The following is a 21,880-nucleotide window of genomic DNA, read 5'->3' as shown; positions in this document are numbered from 1 at the left end:
CACCGGGCGACGGTAGGCCCGGTACGGCCCCCGGTTCAGCTCTCCTGGCGTGCGTTAATCCTTATGGGTAGTGATGCTGCCCAAAAGGGGACAGCTCCGTCATTCTTACGAGTGAACGCACGTGCGTGCGCTCGATGTCCGCGCCGCACGCCCCCTTGAGCGCCCCCGGCAGCCGCAGGAGCCGGTCCGGCCGCCTTGTCGGACCCTCCCGCTACGGTGGGCGGCATGGCTGCCCGTAAGACCGTCTCGAAGGACCGTCCCTCCTACCGCTGCACCGAGTGCGGGTGGACGGCGCTGAAGTGGCTGGGCCGCTGCGGCGAGTGCCAGGCGTGGGGGACGGTGGAGGAGTTCGGCGCCGCGCCCGCCGTACGGACCACCGCGCCCGGCCGGGTGACGACGGCGGCGCGGCCGATCGGCCAGGTCGACGGGCGGCAGGCGACCGCGCGCTCCACGGGCGTGCCGGAGCTGGACCGCGTGCTCGGCGGCGGCCTGGTGCCCGGCGCCGTCGTCCTGCTCGCGGGCGAGCCCGGCGTCGGCAAGTCCACGCTGCTGCTCGACGTGGCGGCGAAGGCGTCCAGCGCGCAGGGCGCGACCCTGTACGTGACCGGTGAGGAGTCCGCCTCGCAGGTACGGCTGCGCGCGGACCGGATCGGCGCGCTCGCCGACCATCTGTATCTGGCCGCGGAGACGGATCTTTCGGCCGTTCTCGGTCACCTGGACGACGTGAAGCCGGCGCTGCTGGTGCTGGACTCCGTGCAGACCGTCGCGTCGGCCGAACTGGACGGCGCGCCCGGCGGCACCGCGCAGATCCGCGAGGTCGCGGGCGCGCTGATCCGCGCGTCGAAGGACCGCGGGATGTCGACCATCCTGGTCGGCCACGTCACCAAGGACGGCTCGATCGCGGGCCCGCGACTGCTGGAGCACCTGGTCGACGTGGTGCTCAGCTTCGAGGGCGACCGGCACGCGCGGCTGCGGCTGATCCGCGGCATCAAGAACCGTTACGGCGCCACGGACGAGGTCGGCTGCTTCGAACTGCACGACGAGGGCATCACCGGCCTGGCCGATCCGTCCGGCCTCTTCCTCACCCGGCGCGACGAGCCGGTGCCCGGCACCTGCCTGACCGTGACCCTGGAGGGCCGCCGCCCGCTGGTCGCCGAGGTGCAGGCGCTGACCGTCGACACCCAGATCCCCTCGCCGCGCCGCACCACCTCGGGTCTGGAGAACTCGCGCGTGTCGATGATGCTCGCGGTGCTCGAACAGCGCGGCCGGATCAAGGCCATCGGCAAGCAGGACATCTACACCGCGACCGTGGGCGGTGTGAAGCTCACCGAGCCCGCCGCCGACCTCGCGGTGGCGCTCGCGCTGGCCAGCGCCGCCATCGACACCCCGCTGCCGAAGAACCTGGTGGCGATCGGCGAGGTGGGCCTGGCCGGTGAGGTCAGGCGCGTCACCGGCGTGCAGCGCCGCCTGTCGGAGGCGGCCCGGCTCGGCTTCACCCACGCCCTCGTACCGCCGGACCCCGGCAAGATCCCGGCGGGCATGAAGGTGGTGGAGGTCGCGGACATAGGGGACGCGCTGCGGGCCCTGCCGAAGCGGACCGCACGGTCGTAGCGCCACGGCGTACGCCGGTACGGCCGCGGACGCCGGTGCCCGTACGGCCGTGCAGACGTCCGCGTTCGTACGGCCGTACGGCCGAGGGGTACGGCTGTACGGCCGCGGGCGCCCGGCTCGCGGGCACGGGGGATCGGCCCCGCACCCCTTCCCGGAGAACGCCCGGCTCGCGGTTCCGGGGAACACCCGGCACCCGTTCGGGTTGCGCGCGGCGTACAGTCACGGAAGGCCCGGCACACGGTCGTGCGGGGCCTCGCGCGCGCTCCCGGGAGAGCCCGCGCGCCGTCGCGGGACCCCCGTAGGACCGTCGTGGGACCCCGGTAGGAGCCGTCCGGCCCGCGCCGCGCCCCCCGGAAGCCGTAAACTTTGCCCTGGTCTCGCCCATTGGGCATCCGTAGCGACCGGAGGATTGCAGAGTGGCAGCCAATGACCGGGCAGGGGGCCCTCCCCCGGCCCGAAGGGCATCGGGCGACTCCCCCGGCAGGTCCGGCGGGGTTTTCGGCGCCGACGCCGGGCTGATGCGCGCCTCTTTGAGCGCCGTCGCACCCGGCACCTCGCTCCGTGACGGCCTGGAGCGCATCCTGCGCGGCAACACCGGCGGCCTCATCGTGCTGGGCATGGACAAGACCGTGGAGTCACTGTGCTCCGGCGGCTTCGTGATGGACGTGGAGTTCACCGCGACCCGGCTGCGCGAGCTGTGCAAGCTGGACGGCGCGCTGGTCCTCGACAAGGACATGACGAAGATCCTGCGCGCGGGCGTGCAGCTCGTCCCCGATCCGACCATCCCGACCGAGGAGACCGGCACCCGGCACCGCACCGCCGACCGGGTCAGCAAGCAGGTCGGCTTCCCCGTCGTCTCGGTCAGCCAGTCGATGCGGCTGATCGCGCTCTACGTGGACGGGCAGCGCCGCGTCCTGGAGGACTCCGCCGCGATCCTCTCCCGCGCCAACCAGGCGCTGGCCACGCTCGAACGGTACAAGCTGCGCCTCGACGAGGTCGCGGGCACGCTGTCCGCGCTGGAGATCGAGGACCTGGTGACGGTGCGCGATGTCACCGCCGTCGCCCAGCGCCTGGAGATGGTCCGCCGGATCGCCACCGAAATCGCCGAGTACGTCATCGAGTTGGGCACCGACGGACGGCTTCTCGCCCTGCAACTGGACGAGTTGATCGCGGGCGTCGAGCCCGAGCGCGAACTGGTCGCCCGCGACTACGTGCCGGAGCCGACCGCCAAGCGCAGCCGTACGGTCAACGAGGCGATGGCCGAACTCGACTCGCTGCCGCAGAGCGAACTCATCGAACTCACCACCGTGGCACGGGCCCTGGGTTACACCGGCTCCCCCGAATCCCTCGACTCCGCCGTCTCGCCGCGCGGTTACCGGCTCCTCGCCAAGGTGCCCCGGCTGCCCAACACCGTCATCGAGCGCCTGGTCGAGCACTTCGGCGGCCTCCAGAAGCTGCTCGCCGCGAGCGTCGACGACCTCCAGACGGTCGACGGCGTCGGCGAGGCCCGCGCCCGCTCCGTCCGCGAGGGCCTCTCCCGCCTCGCCGAGTCGTCCATCCTGGAGCGGTACGTCTAGACGTACCGCTGGAGTCAGCTGCCTCGGGGACCGGAAGCGCCCCGACCTCGTCCGCCGCCCACACGAAGCGGCGGACCGGGGACGGCCGGGGGGCCGAGCCCCCCGGGGCTAATCCTGGGAGAGGACGAAGGAGACCTGCTTGGCGCCGTAGCCGGAGAGCCGGGCCTGGATCAGGTAGGTGCCGGGCGCGGCAGCGCTCCCCTTGGGGGTCGCGCACTTCGGGGAGCTGGTCTTGGCGTTCCACCGGAGCGTGTACGTCGTGGAGCCGTGGGCGGGCACCTGGAGGAGATAGGAGCCGCTGCCCGCGGTGGGGCAGTCGTCGGACGCCCAGGTGTGGGCGTTGCCCGCGGTCGAGGTGATCGTGAAGACGGCCTTGGCGGGGCCGAAGTCGACCTTGCAGGAGACGGATCCGGAATTCGCGGCGCGCAGCTCGAAGACGGGGGTCTCGTCCGGCGAGTAGGAGTTCTGGACGCTGCGCAGCGAGAGCTGGACGCTGCCGGGCGAGCAGTCGGGGAGCGTGGAGCCGGCGGGCAGTTGACCGCCCGAGCCGCCGTTGCCCGAGCCGCCGCTGGTGGCGACACCGCCGGAGGCCGCGCCGCCGGACGACGAGGTGCCCGCCGTACCCGACGTACCGCCGTCGTTGCCGCCCGAGGAACCGGCACCGGCCGAACTTCCGTCCGTGGCACCGCCGTTGGAGCCGCCATTGGAGCCGCCGTCGGAGCCGGAGGAGCCCGCGGAGGAACCGGAGGAGCCGCCGCTGTCGCCGCCCGAGGTGTCGCGGCCACCGGGGCGCCCGGTGATGTGCGTACCGGTCGGCTCGGGGCCCGGCGTGATCGTGCCGACCGGCGTGTGGGTGCCCGAGGAGCCGTTGTTGCCGCTACCGCCGCCCCCGCCGGTCGAGTTGACCAGCCAGAAGATCAGCAGGGCGACGAGCGCGAGCACACACAGCGCAACGGCCCGCCGCCGCCAGTAGATGGTCGACGGCAGAGGTCCGACGGGATTGCGCATTGAGCCCACACCCGAACTCTAGGGGAGATCACCCGCGCCTCGCCGCAACACCCGCCGCTCGGCGGCCGGTCTTTGCCGATCATCACGTTTAAGGGGACGGCCGGTCGCTGTCAGTGGCCTGTGCGAGGATCGGGAGGACATGAGCACCGACATCCGCGACGCTTCCGTCAGCACCTCAGCCCGCACGTCCCCGGCCGCCCCCGCGGGTTCGGCGGTCCCCCCGGCTCCCCCGGCCGCCGTCACCGAACTGCACGACCTGGTGATCGACTGGTTCGGCGAGCACGCCCGCGATCTGCCCTGGCGGCGGCCGGACGCGGGCGCGTGGTCGGTGATGGTCAGTGAGTTCATGCTCCAGCAGACGCCGGTCGTCCGGGTGCTGCCGGTGCACCAGGAGTGGCTGGCCCGCTGGCCGCGCCCGGCCGACCTCGCGGCGGAGTCGCCCGGCGAGGCGGTACGCGCCTGGGGGCGGCTCGGCTATCCGCGCCGCGCGCTGCGGCTGCACGCGGCGGCCACCGCCATAGCGGCCCAGCACAACGGCGAAGTCCCCGAGGACCACGGCCAGTTGCTGGCCCTGCCCGGTGTCGGGGAGTACACGGCGGCGGCCGTCGCGTCCTTCGCGTACGGGCGGCGGCACATCGTGCTCGACACCAATGTGCGGCGGGTCTTCGCCCGCGCGGTGACCGGCACCGCGTATCCGCCGAACGCGACGACGGCCGCCGAGCGGCGGACCGCCCAGACGCTCCTCCCGGCCGAGGAGCCGGTCGCGGCGCGGTGGGCGGCGGCCACCATGGAGCTGGGCGCGCTGGTGTGCACCGCCCGCTCCCCCGAGTGCGGGCGCTGCCCGATCGCGGCGCGCTGCGTCTGGCGGCTGGCCGGTTCGCCCGCGCACGACGGGCCGCCGCGCCGGGGCCAGACGTACGCCGGGACCGACCGGCAGGTACGCGGCCGGCTGCTGGCCGTCCTGCGCGCCTCCACCGCTCCCGTACCGCAGGCCGCGCTCGACGCCGTGTGGCACGAGCCGGTGCAGCGGGCCCGGGCGCTGGACGGCCTGGTCGAGGACGGCCTGGTCGAGCCGCTGGCGGACGGCGTGTACCGGCTGCCGGTCTAGGGCGTACCCGCCACCGCCGCATCCGCCACCGCGCCGCATCCGCTTCAGCGCCGCATCCGCCACCGCGCCGCATCCGCTTCAGCGCCGCATCCGCCACCGCGCCGCATCCGCTTCAGGGCCGCATCCGTCACAGCGCCGTAACCGTCACAGCTCTCCGCCGGGCACGGTCTCCGGATGATCCGGGCCCGGCGGTGCCGCGCGCCCTCCCGCGGCGGTTCCGCGTGCCCGCCCCGTACCCACTCCCACCTCGGCTTTCGTGGGCCGCGCCCCCTGTGACGCCTGACTTCTCGGGTCCGTAAATGCCCGTTTCATCGCAGAATGCGCCTATTCATAGCCATTCACGGCTTGCATTCCACCCGTTACAGAACCGATGGGTTGCTGTGAGGCCGCTGTGCGCTCGCGGTGGCGAAAGCCCAACATCCGCTCCGTAGCGTCCTCGATGTCGGCAGGGAACGACGACAGCGGCAGGCAGGCACGGGACGGAGTCACACCATGGCGGGGAACGGCGAGGTACTGGAGTTCGAGGAGTACGTGCGGACTCGGCAGGACGCCCTGCTGCGCAGCGCCCGCCGCCTGGTGCCCAATCCGGTCGACGCGCAGGACCTCGTACAGACCGCGCTGGTGCGGACGTATCCGCGCTGGGAGGGCATCGCCGACAAGACGCTGGCCGACGCGTACATGCGCCGGGTCATGATCAACACCCGTACCGAGTGGTGGCGGAACCGGAAGCTGGAAGAGGTGCCCACCGGCGAGCTGCCGGACGCGAGCGTGGACGACGGCTCGGAGCAGCGCGCGGACCGCGAAATGCTGCTCGACGTGATGACGGTGCTGGCGCCCAAGCAGCGGCAGGTCGTGATGCTGCGGCACTACGGCCAGCTCTCCACCCAGGAGACGGCCCGCGCGCTGGGCATGTCGACCGGTACGGTGAAGAGCACCCTGCACCGGGCGCTGGCCCGGCTGCGGTACGAACTGGAGCACGGCCGCTACGGCTACTCCCGGCTGGACGCGGTGGACCGGGACTCTGCCGGGCGTGACGCGTCCCAACCGGAATCGGCATACTCGACGCACCCGGCTCATTCGACGGACGCGACCGGACCGCTCGGCGCGGCCGCTCCGCTCGGCACGGCCGGCTCGACCGGGTCGGCCGGCTCGACCGACCCGCTGGACCCGGCCGCGCTCGGCCGGGAACCGATGGAACGCATGGAGGGCGTGTGGGCCGCGTAGCCTCGACTCTCGCGACGGGCGCGCTGGCGTGCGCGTGCGTCGTGGTCGCAGGCTGCGGTACGGCCGCCACCGGCGCCCGCCGTGAAGGCCCGGCGCCGGCCGCCACCCGGGTGAAGACGCCGTCCACCGTCGCCCCGGCGATCGTCGCCGACCAGGTGGCGCTGGCCACGATGGTGCGCAAGGACAACAGCGTCAGCGCGGACGTACGCGAGGATCTGACGCCGTGCGTGGGGGCCGGTTACCCGATGGACACCGACTCGGGCGACCTCACGGCGGGCGACGGCCCCGACCTGGTGATCAACGTGACGACGTGCGGCGACGGCCTCGGCATCGCCGCGTACGTGTACCGGATGGTCAACGGCAAGTACCAGAACGTGTTCGCGGACGAGCAGCCGCCGGTCTACGGCAGTGTCGAGGACGGGCGGCTCCAGATCATCCACGAGGTGTACAGGACCGACGACCCGGCGACGTACCCGACCGGGCAGGAGTCGATCACGTACGCCTGGCGCGGGCAGCGCTTCGTCGAGGTCGCGCGGGACTTCTCGGACTTCGGCGCGCGGACCCCGACCGTCTCGCCCGAGCCGACCTCGACCGACCCGGCGCCGCTGCCCAAGTCGGACCCGGTCGATCCCGGCGTGCCGGCGGCGGAGACCACGACCCCGGCGCCGGCCAAATCCCCCTCCTCCGGCGTGTCCGGCAGGCCGAGCAGTCCCGCCGCTCCCGGTTCGACGGCCCCGCAGATGTCGGCCGACGGCGACGCCGTCCAGCACGGCCAGGGACAATAGCCCGGTGGCCGCCACTCATGTCCTGTTCGTCGAGGACGACGACGTCATCCGCGAGGCGACGACTCTCGCGCTGGAACGCGACGGCTTCGAGGTCACGGCCGCGCCCGACGGGCTCGAAGGGCTCACGGCCTTCCGCGCCCGCAGGCCGGACCTCGCGCTGCTCGACGTGATGGTGCCGGGCCTGGACGGCGTGTCGCTGTGCCGCCGGATCAGGGACGAGTCGACGGTGCCGGTGATCATGGTGTCGGCGCGGGCCGACGCCATCGACATCGTGCTCGGCCTGGAGGCCGGGGCCGACGACTACGTGACCAAGCCGTTCGACGGCGCGGTGCTGGTGGCGCGCATCCGCGCCGTACTGCGCCGCTTCCGGGCGGCGGGCGGTGACGACGGGCTGGACGACGCGCCGCAGCTCTCCTTCGGGGACATCGAGATCGATCCCGAGGGCATGGTGGTCACGCGGGCCGGGGAGCGGCTGGCGCTGACCCCGACCGAGATGCGGCTGCTGCTTGAGTTCGCGGGCGCGCCCGGCACCGTGCTCTCCCGCGACCGGCTGCTCCAGCGGGTCTGGGACTACGAGTGGGGCGGCGACACGCGGGTCGTGGACGTCCATGTGCAGCGGCTGCGCGCCAAGATCGGCCAGGACCGGCTGGAGACCGTCCGCGGTTTCGGCTACAAGCTGCGGGCCTGAGGTCGCGTGCCGTCCCGTCCGGCGGACTCGCCGTCCGCCTCCTCGTACCCCGGAGCCCCGCGCCGCTCGCGTACCGGCCCCCGCCGCTTCGGTACCGGCCCGCGCTGGTTCCGTGCCGGTCTGCGCTGGAAGATCGCCGCGGCCATCGCCGTGGTGTCGGCGCTGGTCGCGCTCGCGCTGAGCCTGGTCGTGCACAACGCCGCGCGGGTCAGCATGATCAACAGCACCCGTGACGTCCAGGACGAGCGCGTCCAGTCGGCGCTGCGGATCTACGAGACGACCGGGCGGCTGGTCTTCTACGCCAAGATCGACGACCCGGAGCTGCCGCGCGAACTGAAGGAGTTCGCGGCCAAGGGGCAGCGCGCCACGTATGTGCAGGACACCGGCGGTCACCCGATGGTGTGGGCGGAGACGCCCGCCGCGGACGGCCGGGTGCTGTCGCTGAAGACCGGTTTCACCGACCGCTACTCCGTGCTGGACGACCTCGACCAGGCGCTGGTGGCCGGGTCGCTCGCGGTCGTCGTCGGCGGTACGGCGATCGGCGTGCTGATCGGCGGCCGGATGTCGCGGCGGCTGCGAAAGGCGGCGGTCGCGGCCCGCAAGGTCGCGGACGGCGACACCGAGGTACGGGTGCGCGAGGCGATCGGCGGCCGGCGCGTACGGGACGAGACGGACGAGCTGGCGCGGGCCGTCGACGCGATGGCCGACGCGCTGCAACTGCGGCTGGAGGCCGAGCGGCGGGTGACGGCCGATATCGCGCACGAGCTGCGGACGCCGGTCACCGGTCTGGTCACCGCCGCCGAGCTGCTGCCGCCCGGCCGCCCCTCGGAGCTGGTGCGCGACCGCGTGCACGCGCTGCGGACGCTGGTCGAGGACGTCCTGGAGGTGGCGCGGCTGGACGGCGCCGCGGAACAGGCCGACCTCCAGGAGCTGGCGCTCGGCGAGTTCGTCCGCCGCCGCGTCGTGGCACTGGCGCCGGACGCCTCGGTCACGGTGGCCGAGGAGGCCGTCGTGCCCACCGACCCGCGCCGCCTGGAGCGCATCCTCGGCAATCTGCTCGCCAACGCCGCCCGGCACGGCGGCGCCCCCGTCGAGGTGGTGGTCGACGGCCCCTATCTGCGCGTCCGCGACCACGGGCCCGGCTTCCCCCCGGACCTCCTGCGCGACGGCCCCAACCGCTTCCGTACGGGCTCCGCCGCCCGCTCGGGCGGCGGCCACGGCCTGGGCCTGACGATCGCCACCGGCCAGGCCCGCGTCCTCGGCGCCCGCCTCACCTTCCGCAACGTCCCCGCCGAGGACGGCGGCGGCGCGGTCGCGCAGCTGATGCTGCCCCGCGAGTAGCCGTGGGTCCGGCACTTCGCGGGGCTTGCACAATCCAGTGACCTCCCGCCACGCGAATGTCGGTCGCAGTCGAATGGCACGCGTCTACATCTCCCGCGGGTGGTCGGTGGACGCCGCGGGGACAGCCGTTGGCTGCCAGGGGTCGGTGAGTTCGTAGCAGTGGCCGCCGGGATGGTCCGCGTACTGGCAGCACCCCTCGTCCAGCGGTTCGGGCGCGCGTACCCGGCAGTCGGGCAGCACCGTGAGGGCGAGTGGCCCCTCGCTTCGGTCCCACCGGGCCCAGACCGAACCGGTGTCGCGGCCGTCGATGTGCATCACGTACGCGTGGTGGTCGCCTGCGGCGTGGGCCTGGAGCACGCATCGCAGGTCGCGGTCCACGTGCTCGGGCTCCGTGGTGTCGGGCGGGGCGAACGCCCTCGCCGCGGGCACGAGTTGGTCGGGTAAGAGGCGGCGGGCACCGCACACGGGTAAGGGTGCGGGCACGAAGTCGTTCACGGCGGACCCTCCATGGTTGTTCTCGAAGTCGCGTCGCCCGGAATCGAACCGGGGCTTGCCCGACCGGGGGGCCGGGTCTCTTCCACGGAAATACGGGGGGGGTGACGGTCACGCGGGCTCGCGCACCAAAGCGGCTACGACGGCCCACGTCGTCTTCGTGCCGTTCTCGTGCGGTGTCCAACCCCAGTCCCGCGAGAGCGCGGCCACCAACGGCAGCCCGCGACCGGTCTCGCCGTAGCGATCGGGGCCGCGGTCGATGACCGGCGGACGGCGCGAGCCGTCGCGTACTTCGATCAGCACGTGACCGTCGGCTGCGGTCACGGTCAACGCGATGCTCGGGCACGGCGCGTGCTGTAACGCGTTGCCGACCAGTTCGCTGAGCACGATCAGCGCCACGTCCGCTGCCTCGCTCAGTCGCCACTCGGCCAGGCGGTCACGCAACTCGTGGCGCGCACGGCCCACCTCGGCGAGTTCGGGCCTCAGCCCGAGTGCGATGCGATGCCGCGCAATCATGCGGGGCCGGCCGCGAGGCGCAACGGTTTTGGTCGGCATGGGCGATCTCCGTTCCAGAATGAGCAGCGTCTCCGGTAGTTGCTCGTAGTTGCTCATCGAGGAAAACCGATAGCGTCCGGCGATCGCGTGGCCACCGGCGTGTAAGAAGCATGCAATTGGCACATCGGAGTCGCCCCGACCGGGCATCCAGCCTCCAACGTGCCGCTTCAGAAGCTACGTTCTGACCGTCAACGTGCTGAAGTGCCGGAGCCGAGATGACCGCAGACGCCAAGCCCAACAACGTCATCCGCGATGTGCGGGAAGCTCAGTTCCGCATGAGCCGGACCGAGTTCGCCCGACACGTCAACGCCACGGCGTCAACTCTGGGCGAGAACACCGGCTGCACTCCGCGCCTCATCGCGGCGTGGGAGCGCGGAGAGGTCGCCAGCCCCCGGCCTGTCTACGAGCGCGTGCTGCACAAACTCACCGGTCGCTCCCTGACCGACCTGGGATTCAGCCCACGGCGGGCCACGATCAGCACAGTCGCGGTGACCGTCCGGCGGGCGACGTACGGACGGACCAGGGCCAGGACCGCGACCGGACACGGCGGGCCAATCCATATCGACAACGCGTTCGTTCAGGAGCCCGACTCAGGCACTCTTGAGGACATGATCCGTCGTGAGTTCCTACGACTCGTCAGCGTCACGGGGGCGATAGTCGCGCTCCCGCAGCCCCTGGCGCCGCCCGAGACCGGTGCGGCTCCCACCGAGGACATGCGTGAGCGCAGCACGCTCAATGCCGATCTATGGAGCGTCTACGGTCTGACATCGACCAAGCAGTCGGTGTATCCGCTGGTGCGGGAACAACTCGCCTCTCTCACCTCTGCCCTGAGGGGAGGGCAGCGGGCCTCGGATCACCGCGAACTGTGCGGCATGGTCGGCGACATCGCCCAACTCGCCGGCGAGGTCTGGTTCGACGCGAACCGGTACACCGAAGCCGCTCAGTGCTACCTGCTGGCCGGTGACGCGAGCAAGGAAGCCGGGAACCGGGATCTGTGGGCCTGTGCGCTGGTCCGGCACTCGTTCGTCAGTCTCTACGCGCGCCAGTACGACGAGGCGCTTCCGCTGCTTGAGGCAGCCGCGGCCCTCGCGCGGAACGGAGACGGTGAGCTGCCCACCCGCCACTGGGTCGCATCCGTGCGGGCGCAGGTCCTCGCCGGGCTGGGTGACGCGGACGGCTGCAACCGCGCGCTGGACGAGGCGGCCGGCGTGCAGGATCTCACCGGCCCCGCCCCCGGCGGCTGGCTGCGCTTCACCGGCGACCGACTGGCGGAGGAACGGGGGGCCGCCTATATCTCCCTGGGTCGGCTGGACCTGGCCGAGCAGGCTCTCACGAGAGCGCTTCGTGAACCGCTCTCCCCGCGCCGCCAGGGCTCGGTGCTCACCGACCTCGCCGTGATCGGTGCCCGCCGCAAGGACATCGACCGGCTGGTGAGCCATGGGACGGGCGCGGTGGACGTGGCATACCGGACCAGGTCGGGTTACATGATCCAAAAACTGCACGGCTTGAGGAGTCATCTCACGCCGTACGTGTCCGACAGGCGGGTCCGGGAGTTGTCGGACCGCATGACAGCGTTGGGAGTCCGAACGTGACACAAGAACCTGGACGCCTGTTTCGTGAGGCGTGGATCACCGGAGTGCACCGGCACTTCCCGGGGGAGCCGAAGGCCGGGTACGTGACGCCGTGGGAGGCGACGCCGGAGTGGGAGCGGGTGTCGGCAGCGGCCGTGGAGGGGCAGGTGCGGGAGTTCCTGGCGGTGAGCGGCGGGCACGCGGGCAGGCTCGGCCGGGAGCAGAAGGGGCGGTTCGTGGCGACGTGCTGGATCGCGCAGATCTACCGGCACTTCGAGGACCCGAAGCCCGGGTATGTCGCGGACTGGGCTGAACTGCCGCCCTGGCAGCGGGAAACGGACGCGGACATCTTCGAGGCGGTCGAGGCCGCGTCGTAGCCGCGGCGCGACCGAGCCCCGCGTCTGCCGGGGCGGGCGCGGGGCTCGTACGGGGTAACGGTCAGATGATCAGATGGCGTCGGCCAGGACCGGGGGCTGTTCGTCCTCGGAGCTGGCGGCCTTGGGGGCCGCGGCGCGCAGCGGGGTCTCGGTGATGAACCAGGCCGCGGCGAAGCCGACGACGCTGATGACGGCGCCCCACAGGAAGACGGTGTGGGTGCCGTCGGCGACCGCGTGGAAGTACGCGTCCTTCACGGCCGGCGGGAACTTGGCGATGGTGGCCCGGTCGAGCTGGGCACCGGCTCCAGCGGCCCCGGAACCGGCTCCGGCGGCGCTGGAGGCCATGCCGTGGGAGACCGTGTGCGTGAACAGGGCGCCGAAGAGCGAGACGCCGAAGGAGCCGCCGATCGTGCGGAAGAGGGTGGAGGACGAGGAGCCGACGCCGATGTCCTTCATCTCGACGCTGTTCTGCGCGATCAGCATCGTGATCTGCATGACGAAGCCCATGCCGACGCCGAGTACGGCCATGTAGAGGCCGGAGGTGAACCGGCTGGTGTTGACGTCCATGGTGGAGAGCAGGAACAGGCCGAAGGTCATGAAGGCGCCGCCGACCAGCGGGAAGATCTTGTACTTGCCGGTGGAGGTGGTGATGCGTCCGGCGACCATGGAGACGACGAGCATGGCGCTGAGCAGCGGCAGCAGCAGGAGTCCCGAGTTGGTCGCGGAGGCGCCCTGGACGGTCTGCTGGTACAGCGGCAGGAAGGTCATCGCGCCGAACATCGTGAAGCCGACGATGAAGCCGACCAGCGAGATCAGCGAGAAGTTGCTGTTGCGGAAGATCCGCAGCGGCAGCACCGGCTCGGCGGCGCGGGTCTCGGCGTAGAGGAAGGCCGCGAGCGAGACGAGGCCGAGCACGAGCAGGCCGATGATCTGCGCGGAGCCCCAGGCGTACTGCGTGCCGCCCCAGGTGGTGAGCAGGACCAGCGAGGTGATCGCGACGGTGAGCAGCGACGCGCCCCAGTAGTCGATACGGCCCGAGCGCCGCTTCTTCGGCAGGTGCAGCACGATGGTGACCATCGCGAGGGCGACGACGCCGATCGGCAGGTTGATGTAGAAGCTCCAGCGCCAGCCCCAGTTGTCGGTGATGCTGCCGCCGACGAGCGGGCCGCCGATCATGGCGATGGCCATGACACCGGCGATCATGCCCTGGTACTTGCCGCGCTCGCGGGGCGGGATCATCTCGCCGATGATCGCCATCACGCCGACCATCAGACCGCCGGCGCCCAGGCCCTGGACGGCGCGGAAGCTGATGAGCTGGTCCATGGTCTGCGACATGCCGGAGAGCGCGGAGCCGAGCAGGAACAGCACGATGGACGTGAGGAAGATGCCCTTGCGGCCGTACATGTCGCCGAGCTTGCCCCAGATGGGGGTGGAGGCGGCGGTGGCCAGCGTGTAGGCGGTGACGACCCACGACAGGTGGTTGAGCCCGCCGAGTTCGCCGACGATCGTCGGCATCGCGGTACCGATGATCATGTTGTCGAGCATCGCGAGCATCATCGCGATCAGCAGGCCCGCCATGACGACGCGCACACTGCGCTGTCGCGGCTCCGCCTTGACGGCGGCGGCGGTGTCGGTCTGGGACATGGCGGTGGGTCCTCCCCCGGTGAGGGCGGTTCTCCGGGTCCGGCGACACTCACTTCGCCGTCCGCTTACTTGCCGCCCGGCTAGCTAGGTACGGAATGAAGGTACGGGCGTAACTAGCCGGGCGTCAAGTAAGTGCGTAGGGTTTGACCAAGGCCGTACCGTCATGCCCCGTACAGCCCGTCGAGCCGGTCGGGCTCCGTCTGCCCGACGCGAGCGCAGCAGGAGTGCACAGCCATGGTCACAGCGCAGACCCGCCGCGGCGACACCCGCCGCCGCATCCAGGACGTCGCCCTCGAACTCTTCGCGGAGCAGGGCTACGAGAAGACCTCACTGCGCGAGATCGCCGAGCATCTGGACGTCACCAAAGCGGCGCTCTACTACCACTTCAAAACCAAGGAAGACATCCTCATCAGCATCGCGCAGGACCTGTCGAAACCGGTCGACGCGCTGATCGCCTGGGGCAACGAGCAGCCGCGCACGCTGGCCACCAAGCAGGAGGTGCTGCGCCGCTACAGCGAGGCGCTGTGGGGCGCGGAGGCGCTGTTCCGGTTCTTCCAGGAGAACCAGGCCACGGTGCGCGAGCTGAGCATCGGCGAGTCCTTCAAGGGCAAGATCGGCTCGCTGAGCGGGCTGCTGAGGGAGCCGGAGTGGCCGATGCCCGCGCAGGTGCGCTGCATGACCGCGCTCTTCGCCATGCACGCCGGGATGTTCGCGATGCGCGACATCGAGGGCGATCCGGCCGCCAAGCGCGCCGCCATCCTCGACGTCGCGCTCGACCTGGTCGCCCAGGCGGAGGCCGAGGCGGGGGTCTGAGGGGGCTGAGCTTGCGAGGGGCTGAGCTTGCGAGTGGCTGAGGGGCCCTTCCGAGGGGCCTCGCACGGGTAGAGACGGCGGCCGGATGTTGACGGCCGCCGTCTCTCTTGTACGACTGGATCTCTTGTGCGACTGGTGGGATCAGGCGTGCGTCGGACGTACGTCAGATGTACGTCAGACGTGCACGCCGTGCGTGCGCAGGAAGTGCAGCGGCTCGACGGAGGAGCCGTAGTACGGGGTCTTGCGGATCTCGAAGTGCAGGTGCGGACCGGTCGAGTTTCCGGTGGAGCCGGACTTGCCGATCTCCTGGCCGGTGTCCACCTTCTGGCCGACGTGCACGCCGATGTGCGACAGGTGGCCGTACTGCGAGTACGTGTTGTCCGCGTGCTTGATCACGATGTTGTTGCCGTACGCGCCGCCCCAGCCCGCCGTCACGACGGTGCCGGTGTGCGCGGCCCGCACGCTCGTGCCGCTCGGCACGACGAAGTCCTGGCCGGAGTGGGTGTGCGCCCAGTGCGGACCGGCCTGCGCGTACCCCGCGCCGATCACGTAACCGCTGGTCGGGGTCACCCAGGACGCGCTGCGGGCCTTGCGGTCGGCGGCGGCCTTGGCGTCCGCGCGCTTCTTGGCGTCGGCCGCGGCCTTGGCCTTGGCCTCGTTGGCGGCCTTGGTCTTCGCGGCGTCGGCCTTCACCTTGGCCGCGGTGGCCTGCTGGCCGCTGGCCTGCTTCTGCACCACGTCGGAGATGCTGCTCGCCGTCCCGGCGGCGAGGAATCCCTCGTGCTGCGTGTCGGCGGCGATCGCCGCCGTCGAGCCCAGGGCGAGCGCCGCGACCAGTCCGCCCGTCACTACCGCGACACGGCCACGGGTGACGGACTTCGGGGCACGGTTCATCGTCGAGTTCTTGCGCATGAAGAAACAACCTCACTGAAAGGGGGGAGCAACAGGTCCGGAGATCCGAAACATCCGACTGCGGCTCGTTGCCCATCCTTGGTAACGCGGCATTCCGCCGGACCACAAGGACCCCTATTACTAAGCGCGGTCGTAGCGCCTACCTCTCGGATTCCGCCCTTCCCTTCACCCTTTTTACGTCGAATGCCCGGTACGCCCCTGCGCTCAAGTCGCACCAAAACGGGCATCAAGGGCCCCGCCCCTTCACTTCCCTGTCCCCCGCCTGTGCGTGATCCACAGGCTCCGCACACCCCGCGAACCCGCCACTATTTCGCTTAGTAAGTGGCCTGGCTCACATGGGGCACATCACCTCGCCACGCGATCCGGCGAATTCCACCGGGACCAAGGACCTGTGACCGCCGCCACTTCCGCCGCCACTTCCCCGCCCCTTCCCCGCCCCTTAGAACCCGCCCCCTTCCACCAATTCGTGGCGCGGGTCACATTCCCGCCCCTATCGTGAGGCCCGGACACAAGGGGGGCCGGCCACGGCGGGATCAAGGCCGTGGTCGTCGAAGCGGGCGCCGACACCGCCCGCACCACGGGCCGCACCCACACGGTCTCCTTCACGCTCCGCCCGAAGGACGCGGCGACGGGCCGGCAGGTGGAGATCGCCGCCCCGGACGAGGGCACCCTGCCGGGTGACGCGCCCCGCCCGCCCCGGTGAGCGGGCCCTTACGGGAGCGGCTGGCGGTCGTCCGCAGCCGAGGCGTCCAGGGCAGCGGCTACCTGCTGACGCCCACGCTGGTCCTGACGGCCGCGCACCTCGTGGCGGGCACGGACGAGGCCAGGGTCACCGTGCTCGGCGGCGCCGGCGAGGTCGGCTGCCGCGTCGCGGGCCGCTGGTACGAGAACACGTCGGGCACCGACGTGGCCGTCCTCGTCGCGCCCCGGCCACTGGCCGACGAGAGCGCCTTCGCCCGCGGTCGCCCCAACCTGTGGGCCATGCTGTCCTCCCTCGCCCCCGTCCCCGACTGCCAGGCGATCGGCTTCCCCTACGCCCAGCGCGACGCGAGCGGCGGCCTCGACACCGAACAGCTCACCGGTACGTACAAGCCCGGCTCGGGCCTGCTCGGCGGCCGGGACGTACTCACCGTCGACGGCACCCCGCCCGCCCCGCGCCCCGACGGCCTCTCCCCCTGGGCGGGCATGTCCGGCGCCGCCGTCTTCGCGGGTGACGTCCTGATCGGCGTCGTGACCACCGACCCGACCGGCTGGCAGCACGGCCGCGTCACCGTCACACTCCTCCAGCGCCCCTACGACGGCACCGGCCTGCGCAGTGTCCTCAGCCAGCAGGGCTTCACCCCCTGTTCGTCCCGCCCCCCGGCCAGCTCACCGACCCCCGCTCCACCTTCGAGACCCGCTACGCCCCCTACCTCGTCAAACGCCACGGCACGCTCCGCATCTTCGGCATCGACCTCACCGACCGCAAACGCGCCACCTGGCCCCTGGACGCCGCCTACTACAGCCTGGAGGCGACGCCGACGGCCGATCCGGCCATGGAAGACCTCCCGCCGCGCGCCCACCGCCCGCTCCCCGCAGAGCAGGCGCTCGCCGGGCACGGCCGGGTGCTGCTGCGGGGTGTCGCGGGCTCGGGCAAGACCACCCTCGTGCAGTGGCTGGCGGTCGCCACCGCCCGGCAGGACCTGGGCGAGCACCTGGAGCACCTGCGCGGCCTGGTCCCGTACGTCCTCCCGCTCCGTACGATCGCCCGCCGCGACCGGCTGCCCGCGCCCGCCGACTTCCTGAGCGCCGTCGAGGTGCCGCTGAGCCCGCCGTCGCACTGGGCCGAGGACGTCCTGGCCGAACGGCGCGGGCTGGTCCTCATCGACGGCCTGGACGAGATCGACGAACGGTCCCGTGAGCGCGTCGGCGACTGGCTGCGCGGCCTGCTCGCCGCGTATCCCGGCAACCGCTGGCTGGTCACGTCCCGCCCGACGGCCGTCTCCGACTCCTGGCTCGCCGACGAGGGCTTCACCGACCTGACCCTCTCCCCCATGAGCCGGGGCGACATCCGCGCCTTCACCGAGCGCTGGCACGACGCCGCCCGCGCCAGCGTCCCCGACGAGGAGCCCGAGGAGCGGGCGCGCCTCGACACGTACCAGCGCACCCTCCTCGACGCCCTCCACACCAAGCAGGACCTGGCCCGGCTCGCCACGAACCCGCTCATGTGCGGCCTCATCTGCGCCCTGCACCGCGACCGCAGCGGCTACCTCCCCACCGGCCGCAAGGAGCTGTACGACGCCGCCCTCGGCATGCTGCTGATCCGCCGTGACCGCGAACGCGATCTGGCGACCCCGCTCACCGAGGAACCGCAGATCCAGCTCCTCCAGAAGCTGGCGTACTGGCTGGTGAAGAACGGCCAGGCCGAGATGGACATCTCCGACGCCATGCGCCTGATCTCAGCCGCCCTGCCCGCGATGCCGTCCGCCGCCGCGCTCGGCGACAGCGCCTCCGTCTACTGCCACCTGCGCGACCGCAGCGGGCTGCTGCGCGAGCCCACGCCGGACACGGTCGACTTCATCCACCGCACCTTCCAGGACTTCCTGGCCGCCCGCGCAGCCGTCGAAGACCTCGACTTCGACCTGCTGGCCGCCAACGCCCACCACGACCAGTGGGCCGACGTCATCCGCATGGCCGTCGCCCACGGCCGCCCGGCCGAGCGGGCCAGGCTGCTGCGGAAGCTGATCGAGCGCGGCGACGCGGAGCCGGACCACTCAGCCCGGCTGCACCTGCTGGCGACGGCGTGCCTGGAACACGCCACAGAGCTGGACCCGCGGGTCCGCGCGGAGGTGGTGCATCGTGCGGAGAGGCTCATCCCGCCACGGACGGCCGAGGACGTCCAAGGACTGGTGAGCGTCGGCCCGCTGGTCCTGGAACTGCTTCCGGGCCCGGAAAGGCTGAGCCGCGACGAGGCCTCGGCCGTCGTCCAGGTGGCGTGGTCCATCGGTGGAGACGCCGCGGTCGTTCTTTTGGCTCGGTTCGCAGCTCACGACCGCCATCACGGAAGCGCGTTGCCCCAGGGACCCCGGCCCGGTCGACCTGGCGCCGCTCGCGGCCCTTCCCGCTCTGACCAAGGTCACGGTCACCGGCCCCGGCCCCGTCCTCAACGCCGACCGCATCCCGCGCGTGAAGGTCACCGTCCACGCTCCGAGGTGACAAAAGGGGCGGGCCCCGGACCGTTACCGCTGGTCCGGGGCCCGCCCCTTACTACGCCGCTGTCGCGGCGGACGCTACCGCGCCGGAGGCGCTACGCGTCCTTGGTCAGATTCGGCCCGCTCGCCGTCTCCACCGGCGGCGCGTCCGCGACCGTGACCTTTTCCTCGCCACGGAACGTGAACTTGGCCGTCTCGCCCTCGCCCTCGACGTCGACCACGACGATGTGACCGGGGCGCAGCTCGCCGAAGAGGATCTTCTCGGAGAGCGAGTCCTCGATCTCGCGCTGGATGGTCCGGCGCAGCGGCCGGGCGCCCAGGACGGGGTCGTAGCCGCGCTTGGAGAGCAGCACCTTGGCGTCGGGGCTGAGCTCGATGCCCATGTCGCGGTCGCGCAGCCGCTCGTCGACCCGGCTGATCATGAGGTCGACGATCTGGAGGATGTCCTCCTCGGTGAGCTGCGGGAAGACGATGACATCGTCGACGCGGTTCAGGAACTCCGGGCGGAAGTGCTGCTTCAGCTCGTCGCTGACCTTGTTCTTCATCCGCTCGTAGTTGGACTTCGTGTCGCCCTGGGCGGCGAAGCCCAGGTTGAAGCCCTTGGAGATGTCCCGGGTGCCGAGGTTGGTGGTCATGATGATCACCGTGTTCTTGAAGTCCACGACCCGGCCCTGGGAGTCGGTCAGGCGACCGTCCTCCAGGATCTGCAACAGCGAGTTGAAGATGTCGGGGTGGGCCTTCTCGACCTCGTCGAAGAGGACGACGGAGAACGGCTTGCGGCGCACCTTCTCGGTGAGCTGGCCGCCCTCCTCGTACCCGACGTAGCCGGGAGGCGAGCCGAAGAGCCGCGAGACGGTGTGCTTCTCGCTGAACTCCGACATGTCGAGGGCGATCAGCGCGTCCTCGTCGCCGAAGAGGAACTCGGCGAGCGCCTTGGACAGCTCGGTCTTACCGACGCCGGACGGGCCGGCGAAGATGAACGAGCCGCCGGGACGCTTGGGGTCCTTCAGACCGGCACGCGTGCGTCGGATGGCCTTGGAGAGCGCCTTGACGGCGTCCCGCTGGCCGATGACGCGCTTGTGCAGCTCGTCCTCCATGCGCAGCAGGCGGGAGGACTCCTCCTCGGTCAGCTTGAAGACCGGGATGCCGGTGGCGGTCGCCAGGACCTCGGCGATCAGGTCGTCGTCGACCTCGGCGACGACGTCCATGTCGCCGGCCTTCCACTCCTTCTCGCGCTTGGTCTTCGCGGCGAGGAGCTGCTTCTCGTTGTCCCGGAGCGAGGCCGCCTTCTCGAAGTCCTGCGAGTCGATCGCGGACTCCTTCTCGCGGCGCACGTCGGCGATCTTCTCGTCGAACTCGCGCAGGTCCGGCGGCGCGGTCATCCGGCGGATGCGCATCCGGGAACCGGCCTCGTCGATCAGGTCGATCGCCTTGTCCGGCAGGAAGCGGTCCGAGATGTACCGGTCGGCCAGGGTCGCGGCGGCCACCAGGGCGGAGTCCGTGATGGACACCCGGTGGTGCGCCTCGTACCGGTCGCGCAGGCCCTTGAGGATCTCGATGGTGTGCTGGAGCGACGGCTCCGCGACCTGGATGGGCTGGAAGCGGCGCTCGAGGGCCGCGTCCTTCTCCAGGTACTTGCGGTACTCGTCCAGCGTGGTGGCGCCGATGGTCTGGAGCTCACCGCGGGCCAGCATGGGCTTGAGGATGGAGGCGGCATCGATCGCGCCCTCGGCGGCACCGGCGCCGACCAGGGTGTGCAGCTCGTCGATGAACAGGATGATGTCGCCGCGGGTGCGGATCTCCTTGAGGACCTTCTTCAGGCGCTCCTCGAAGTCACCGCGGTAGCGGGAGCCGGCGACCAGGGCGCCGAGGTCAAGCGTGTAGAGCTGCTTGTCCTTCAGCGTCTCGGGCACCTCGCCCTTGACGATCGCCTGGGCCAGGCCCTCGACGACGGCGGTCTTGCCGACGCCGGGCTCGCCGATGAGCACGGGGTTGTTCTTGGTGCGGCGGGACAGCACCTGCATGACCCGCTCGATCTCCTTCTCGCGCCCGATCACCGGGTCGAGCTTGGTCTCACGAGCGGCCTGGGTCAGGTTGCGGCCGAACTGGTCGAGGACGAGCGAGGTCGAGGGGGTGCCCTCGGCCGGGCCGCCTGCCGTGGCCGACTCCTTCCCGCCGGAGTAGCCGGACAGGAGCTGGATGACCTGCTGCCTGACCCGGTTGAGATCGGCGCCCAGCTTCACCAGGACCTGGGCTGCGACGCCCTCGCCCTCGCGGATCAGGCCGAGCAGGATGTGCTCGGTGCCGATGTAGTTGTGGCCGAGCTGGAGGGCCTCGCGGAGCGACAGCTCCAGGACCTTCTTCGCCCGGGGGGTGAAGGGGATGTGGCCGGACGGGGCCTGCTGGCCCTGGCCGATGATCTCCTCCACCTGCTGGCGGACCGCCTCGAGCGAAATCCCGAGGCTCTCCAGGGCCTTAGCGGCGACACCCTCACCCTCGTGGATCAGGCCCAGGAGGATGTGCTCGGTGCCGATGTAGTTGTGGTTGAGCATCCGGGCTTCTTCCTGAGCCAGGACGACAACCCGCCGCGCGCGGTCGGTGAACCTCTCGAACATCGTTAATCGCTCCTCAGAGCGGTCGGGCAGTGAGGGGTCGGTCCCCTCCCTGTCCTTCCGCATGCTAGTCCCGCACAGCGGCGCCGCTCACGTATCCACCCCCGCTCGCGCGAGGAAAGCTGCGCTACCGGCTGACGTCACTCACACAACCTCGATGGTGCGAGACGATGTTCCCGCAGGCCAGGCGAATACCCCTTTATCAAGTACGCCCGTGGCGAACGCACGCCCTCGCCTGCTCGAACACCAGCCCTTCCCACTAGGTACTTCTTACCCTCTGCCCAGGACACTCCATGCCGAAAGCGGCTGGGGAGTGCGCTAAGGGCGAACAACCTTGCGCCGTTACGGACACTTCCGGCCGACACCGAACG

The 21,880-nt window shown here is 71.3% G+C and carries 16 protein-coding genes and 2 pseudogenes; 12 read left to right on the top strand and 6 right to left on the bottom strand.

The window, feature by feature from the left end; translation table 11 throughout:
- Window positions 1-225: 225 nt before the first annotated feature.
- Together radA and disA are read left to right on the top strand one after the other, a co-directional pair.
- Complete coding sequence (radA, locus tag ACFY9V_RS33100; RefSeq protein ID WP_355342306.1) at window positions 226-1,611, top strand: DNA repair protein RadA; 1,386 nt, start codon at window positions 226-228, stop codon at window positions 1,609-1,611.
- Between the two features lie 416 nt (window positions 1,612-2,027).
- The gene (gene disA / locus ACFY9V_RS33095; RefSeq protein ID WP_391049623.1) at window positions 2,028-3,188 is read left to right on the top strand and encodes a DNA integrity scanning diadenylate cyclase DisA; all 1,161 of its coding nucleotides are present in this window, start codon (window positions 2,028-2,030) and stop codon (window positions 3,186-3,188) included.
- Window positions 3,189-3,296: 108 nt separating this feature from the next.
- On the opposite strand, the gene ACFY9V_RS33090 is transcribed toward disA, so the two are convergent.
- Entirely contained in the window at window positions 3,297-4,196 is a 900-nt protein-coding gene (locus ACFY9V_RS33090; protein WP_391049625.1) for a hypothetical protein, read from the bottom strand.
- 139 nt (window positions 4,197-4,335) lie between these two features.
- On the opposite strand from ACFY9V_RS33090, the gene ACFY9V_RS33085 reads away from it, so the two are divergent.
- The 5 genes from ACFY9V_RS33085 (at window position 4,336) to ACFY9V_RS33065 (ending at window position 9,342) form a co-directional block, all read left to right on the top strand.
- Entirely contained in the window at window positions 4,336-5,304 is a 969-nt protein-coding gene (locus tag ACFY9V_RS33085; protein ID WP_391164074.1) for an A/G-specific adenine glycosylase, read from the top strand.
- Between the two features lie 492 nt (window positions 5,305-5,796).
- Window positions 5,797-6,528, top strand: coding sequence for a SigE family RNA polymerase sigma factor (locus ACFY9V_RS33080; protein WP_391049628.1), 732 nt, complete (start codon window positions 5,797-5,799; stop codon window positions 6,526-6,528).
- Entirely contained in the window at window positions 6,516-7,313 is a 798-nt protein-coding gene (locus tag ACFY9V_RS33075; protein WP_391164073.1) for a hypothetical protein, read from the top strand. The genes ACFY9V_RS33080 and ACFY9V_RS33075 overlap by 13 nt, the downstream gene beginning before the upstream one ends.
- Window positions 7,314-7,317: 4 nt before the next feature.
- Window positions 7,318-8,001: a two-component system response regulator CseB gene (gene cseB / locus ACFY9V_RS33070; protein ID WP_355342294.1), complete on the top strand. Its 684-nt coding sequence runs from the start codon at window positions 7,318-7,320 to the stop codon at window positions 7,999-8,001.
- Window positions 8,002-8,007: 6 nt separating this feature from the next.
- The gene (locus ACFY9V_RS33065; protein ID WP_391164072.1) at window positions 8,008-9,342 is read left to right on the top strand and encodes an ATP-binding protein; all 1,335 of its coding nucleotides are present in this window, start codon (window positions 8,008-8,010) and stop codon (window positions 9,340-9,342) included.
- Window positions 9,343-9,426: 84 nt separating this feature from the next.
- Here the strand turns inward: ACFY9V_RS33065 and ACFY9V_RS33060 are convergent, their stop codons facing one another.
- Both ACFY9V_RS33060 and ACFY9V_RS33055 read right to left on the bottom strand, forming a co-directional pair.
- The gene (locus tag ACFY9V_RS33060; protein WP_391164071.1) at window positions 9,427-9,837 is read right to left on the bottom strand and encodes a hypothetical protein; all 411 of its coding nucleotides are present in this window, start codon (window positions 9,835-9,837) and stop codon (window positions 9,427-9,429) included.
- Between the two features lie 108 nt (window positions 9,838-9,945).
- Window positions 9,946-10,446, bottom strand: a complete 501-nt coding sequence (locus ACFY9V_RS33055) for an ATP-binding protein (protein WP_355342288.1) — start codon at window positions 10,444-10,446, stop codon at window positions 9,946-9,948.
- Window positions 10,447-10,604: 158 nt separating this feature from the next.
- On the opposite strand from ACFY9V_RS33055, the gene ACFY9V_RS33050 reads away from it, so the two are divergent.
- Complete coding sequence (locus tag ACFY9V_RS33050; protein ID WP_391164070.1) at window positions 10,605-11,981, top strand: transcriptional regulator; 1,377 nt, start codon at window positions 10,605-10,607, stop codon at window positions 11,979-11,981.
- Window positions 11,978-12,337: a hypothetical protein gene (locus tag ACFY9V_RS33045; RefSeq protein ID WP_391164069.1), complete on the top strand. Its 360-nt coding sequence runs from the start codon at window positions 11,978-11,980 to the stop codon at window positions 12,335-12,337. The genes ACFY9V_RS33050 and ACFY9V_RS33045 overlap by 4 nt, the downstream gene beginning before the upstream one ends.
- A gap of 69 nt (window positions 12,338-12,406) precedes the next feature.
- Here the strand turns inward: ACFY9V_RS33045 and ACFY9V_RS33040 are convergent, their stop codons facing one another.
- Window positions 12,407-13,981, bottom strand: coding sequence for a DHA2 family efflux MFS transporter permease subunit (locus ACFY9V_RS33040; protein WP_391049634.1), 1,575 nt, complete (start codon window positions 13,979-13,981; stop codon window positions 12,407-12,409).
- Between the two features lie 234 nt (window positions 13,982-14,215).
- Here ACFY9V_RS33040 and ACFY9V_RS33035 point away from each other — a divergent pair, with 234 nt between their 5' ends.
- A complete protein-coding gene (locus ACFY9V_RS33035) occupies window positions 14,216-14,794 on the top strand; it encodes a helix-turn-helix domain-containing protein (protein ID WP_355342276.1) in 579 nt (192 codons plus the stop codon).
- A gap of 174 nt (window positions 14,795-14,968) precedes the next feature.
- Here the strand turns inward: ACFY9V_RS33035 and ACFY9V_RS33030 are convergent, their stop codons facing one another.
- Window positions 14,969-15,706, bottom strand: a complete 738-nt coding sequence (locus ACFY9V_RS33030; protein ID WP_355342273.1) for a M23 family metallopeptidase — start codon at window positions 15,704-15,706, stop codon at window positions 14,969-14,971.
- A 526-nt stretch (window positions 15,707-16,232) separates the two neighbouring features.
- Here ACFY9V_RS33030 and ACFY9V_RS33025 point away from each other — a divergent pair.
- A pseudogene (locus tag ACFY9V_RS33025) lies at window positions 16,233-16,409 on the top strand (hypothetical protein); the annotation flags it as partial.
- An 832-nt stretch (window positions 16,410-17,241) separates the two neighbouring features.
- Window positions 17,242-18,735 (top strand): annotated as a pseudogene (locus ACFY9V_RS33020) (NACHT domain-containing protein); the annotation flags it as partial.
- Between the two features lie 257 nt (window positions 18,736-18,992).
- On the opposite strand, the gene ACFY9V_RS33015 reads toward ACFY9V_RS33020, so the two are convergent.
- Window positions 18,993-21,512: an ATP-dependent Clp protease ATP-binding subunit gene (locus ACFY9V_RS33015; RefSeq protein WP_355342267.1), complete on the bottom strand. Its 2,520-nt coding sequence runs from the start codon at window positions 21,510-21,512 to the stop codon at window positions 18,993-18,995.
- Window positions 21,513-21,880: the final 368 nt, after the last annotated feature.

This window comes from Streptomyces sp. NPDC008317, from assembly GCF_042955955.1.
Lineage (GTDB): Bacteria > Actinomycetota > Actinomycetes > Streptomycetales > Streptomycetaceae > Actinacidiphila.
The sequence above is the reverse complement of the archived record's forward strand: the minus strand, read 5'-3'. Positions and strand labels throughout refer to the sequence as shown.

What these genes read in the sequence shown, in the direction of transcription:
- radA (WP_355342306.1), top strand. Translation starts at nt 226, where the DNA reads ATGGCTGCCCGTAAGACCGTCTCGAAGGACCGTCCCTCCTACCGCTGC.
- ACFY9V_RS33090 (WP_391049625.1), bottom strand. Translation starts at nt 4,196, where the DNA reads ATGCGCAATCCCGTCGGACCTCTGCCGTCGACCATCTACTGGCGGCGG.
- ACFY9V_RS33085 (WP_391164074.1), top strand. Translation starts at nt 4,336, where the DNA reads ATGAGCACCGACATCCGCGACGCTTCCGTCAGCACCTCAGCCCGCACG.
- ACFY9V_RS33080 (WP_391049628.1), top strand. Translation starts at nt 5,797, where the DNA reads ATGGCGGGGAACGGCGAGGTACTGGAGTTCGAGGAGTACGTGCGGACT.
- ACFY9V_RS33055 (WP_355342288.1), bottom strand. Translation starts at nt 10,446, where the DNA reads ATGAGCAACTACGAGCAACTACCGGAGACGCTGCTCATTCTGGAACGG.
- ACFY9V_RS33050 (WP_391164070.1), top strand. Translation starts at nt 10,605, where the DNA reads ATGACCGCAGACGCCAAGCCCAACAACGTCATCCGCGATGTGCGGGAA.
- ACFY9V_RS33040 (WP_391049634.1), bottom strand. Translation starts at nt 13,981, where the DNA reads ATGTCCCAGACCGACACCGCCGCCGCCGTCAAGGCGGAGCCGCGACAG.
- ACFY9V_RS33035 (WP_355342276.1), top strand. Translation starts at nt 14,216, where the DNA reads ATGGTCACAGCGCAGACCCGCCGCGGCGACACCCGCCGCCGCATCCAG.
- ACFY9V_RS33030 (WP_355342273.1), bottom strand. Translation starts at nt 15,706, where the DNA reads ATGCGCAAGAACTCGACGATGAACCGTGCCCCGAAGTCCGTCACCCGT.
- ACFY9V_RS33015 (WP_355342267.1), bottom strand. Translation starts at nt 21,512, where the DNA reads ATGTTCGAGAGGTTCACCGACCGCGCGCGGCGGGTTGTCGTCCTGGCT.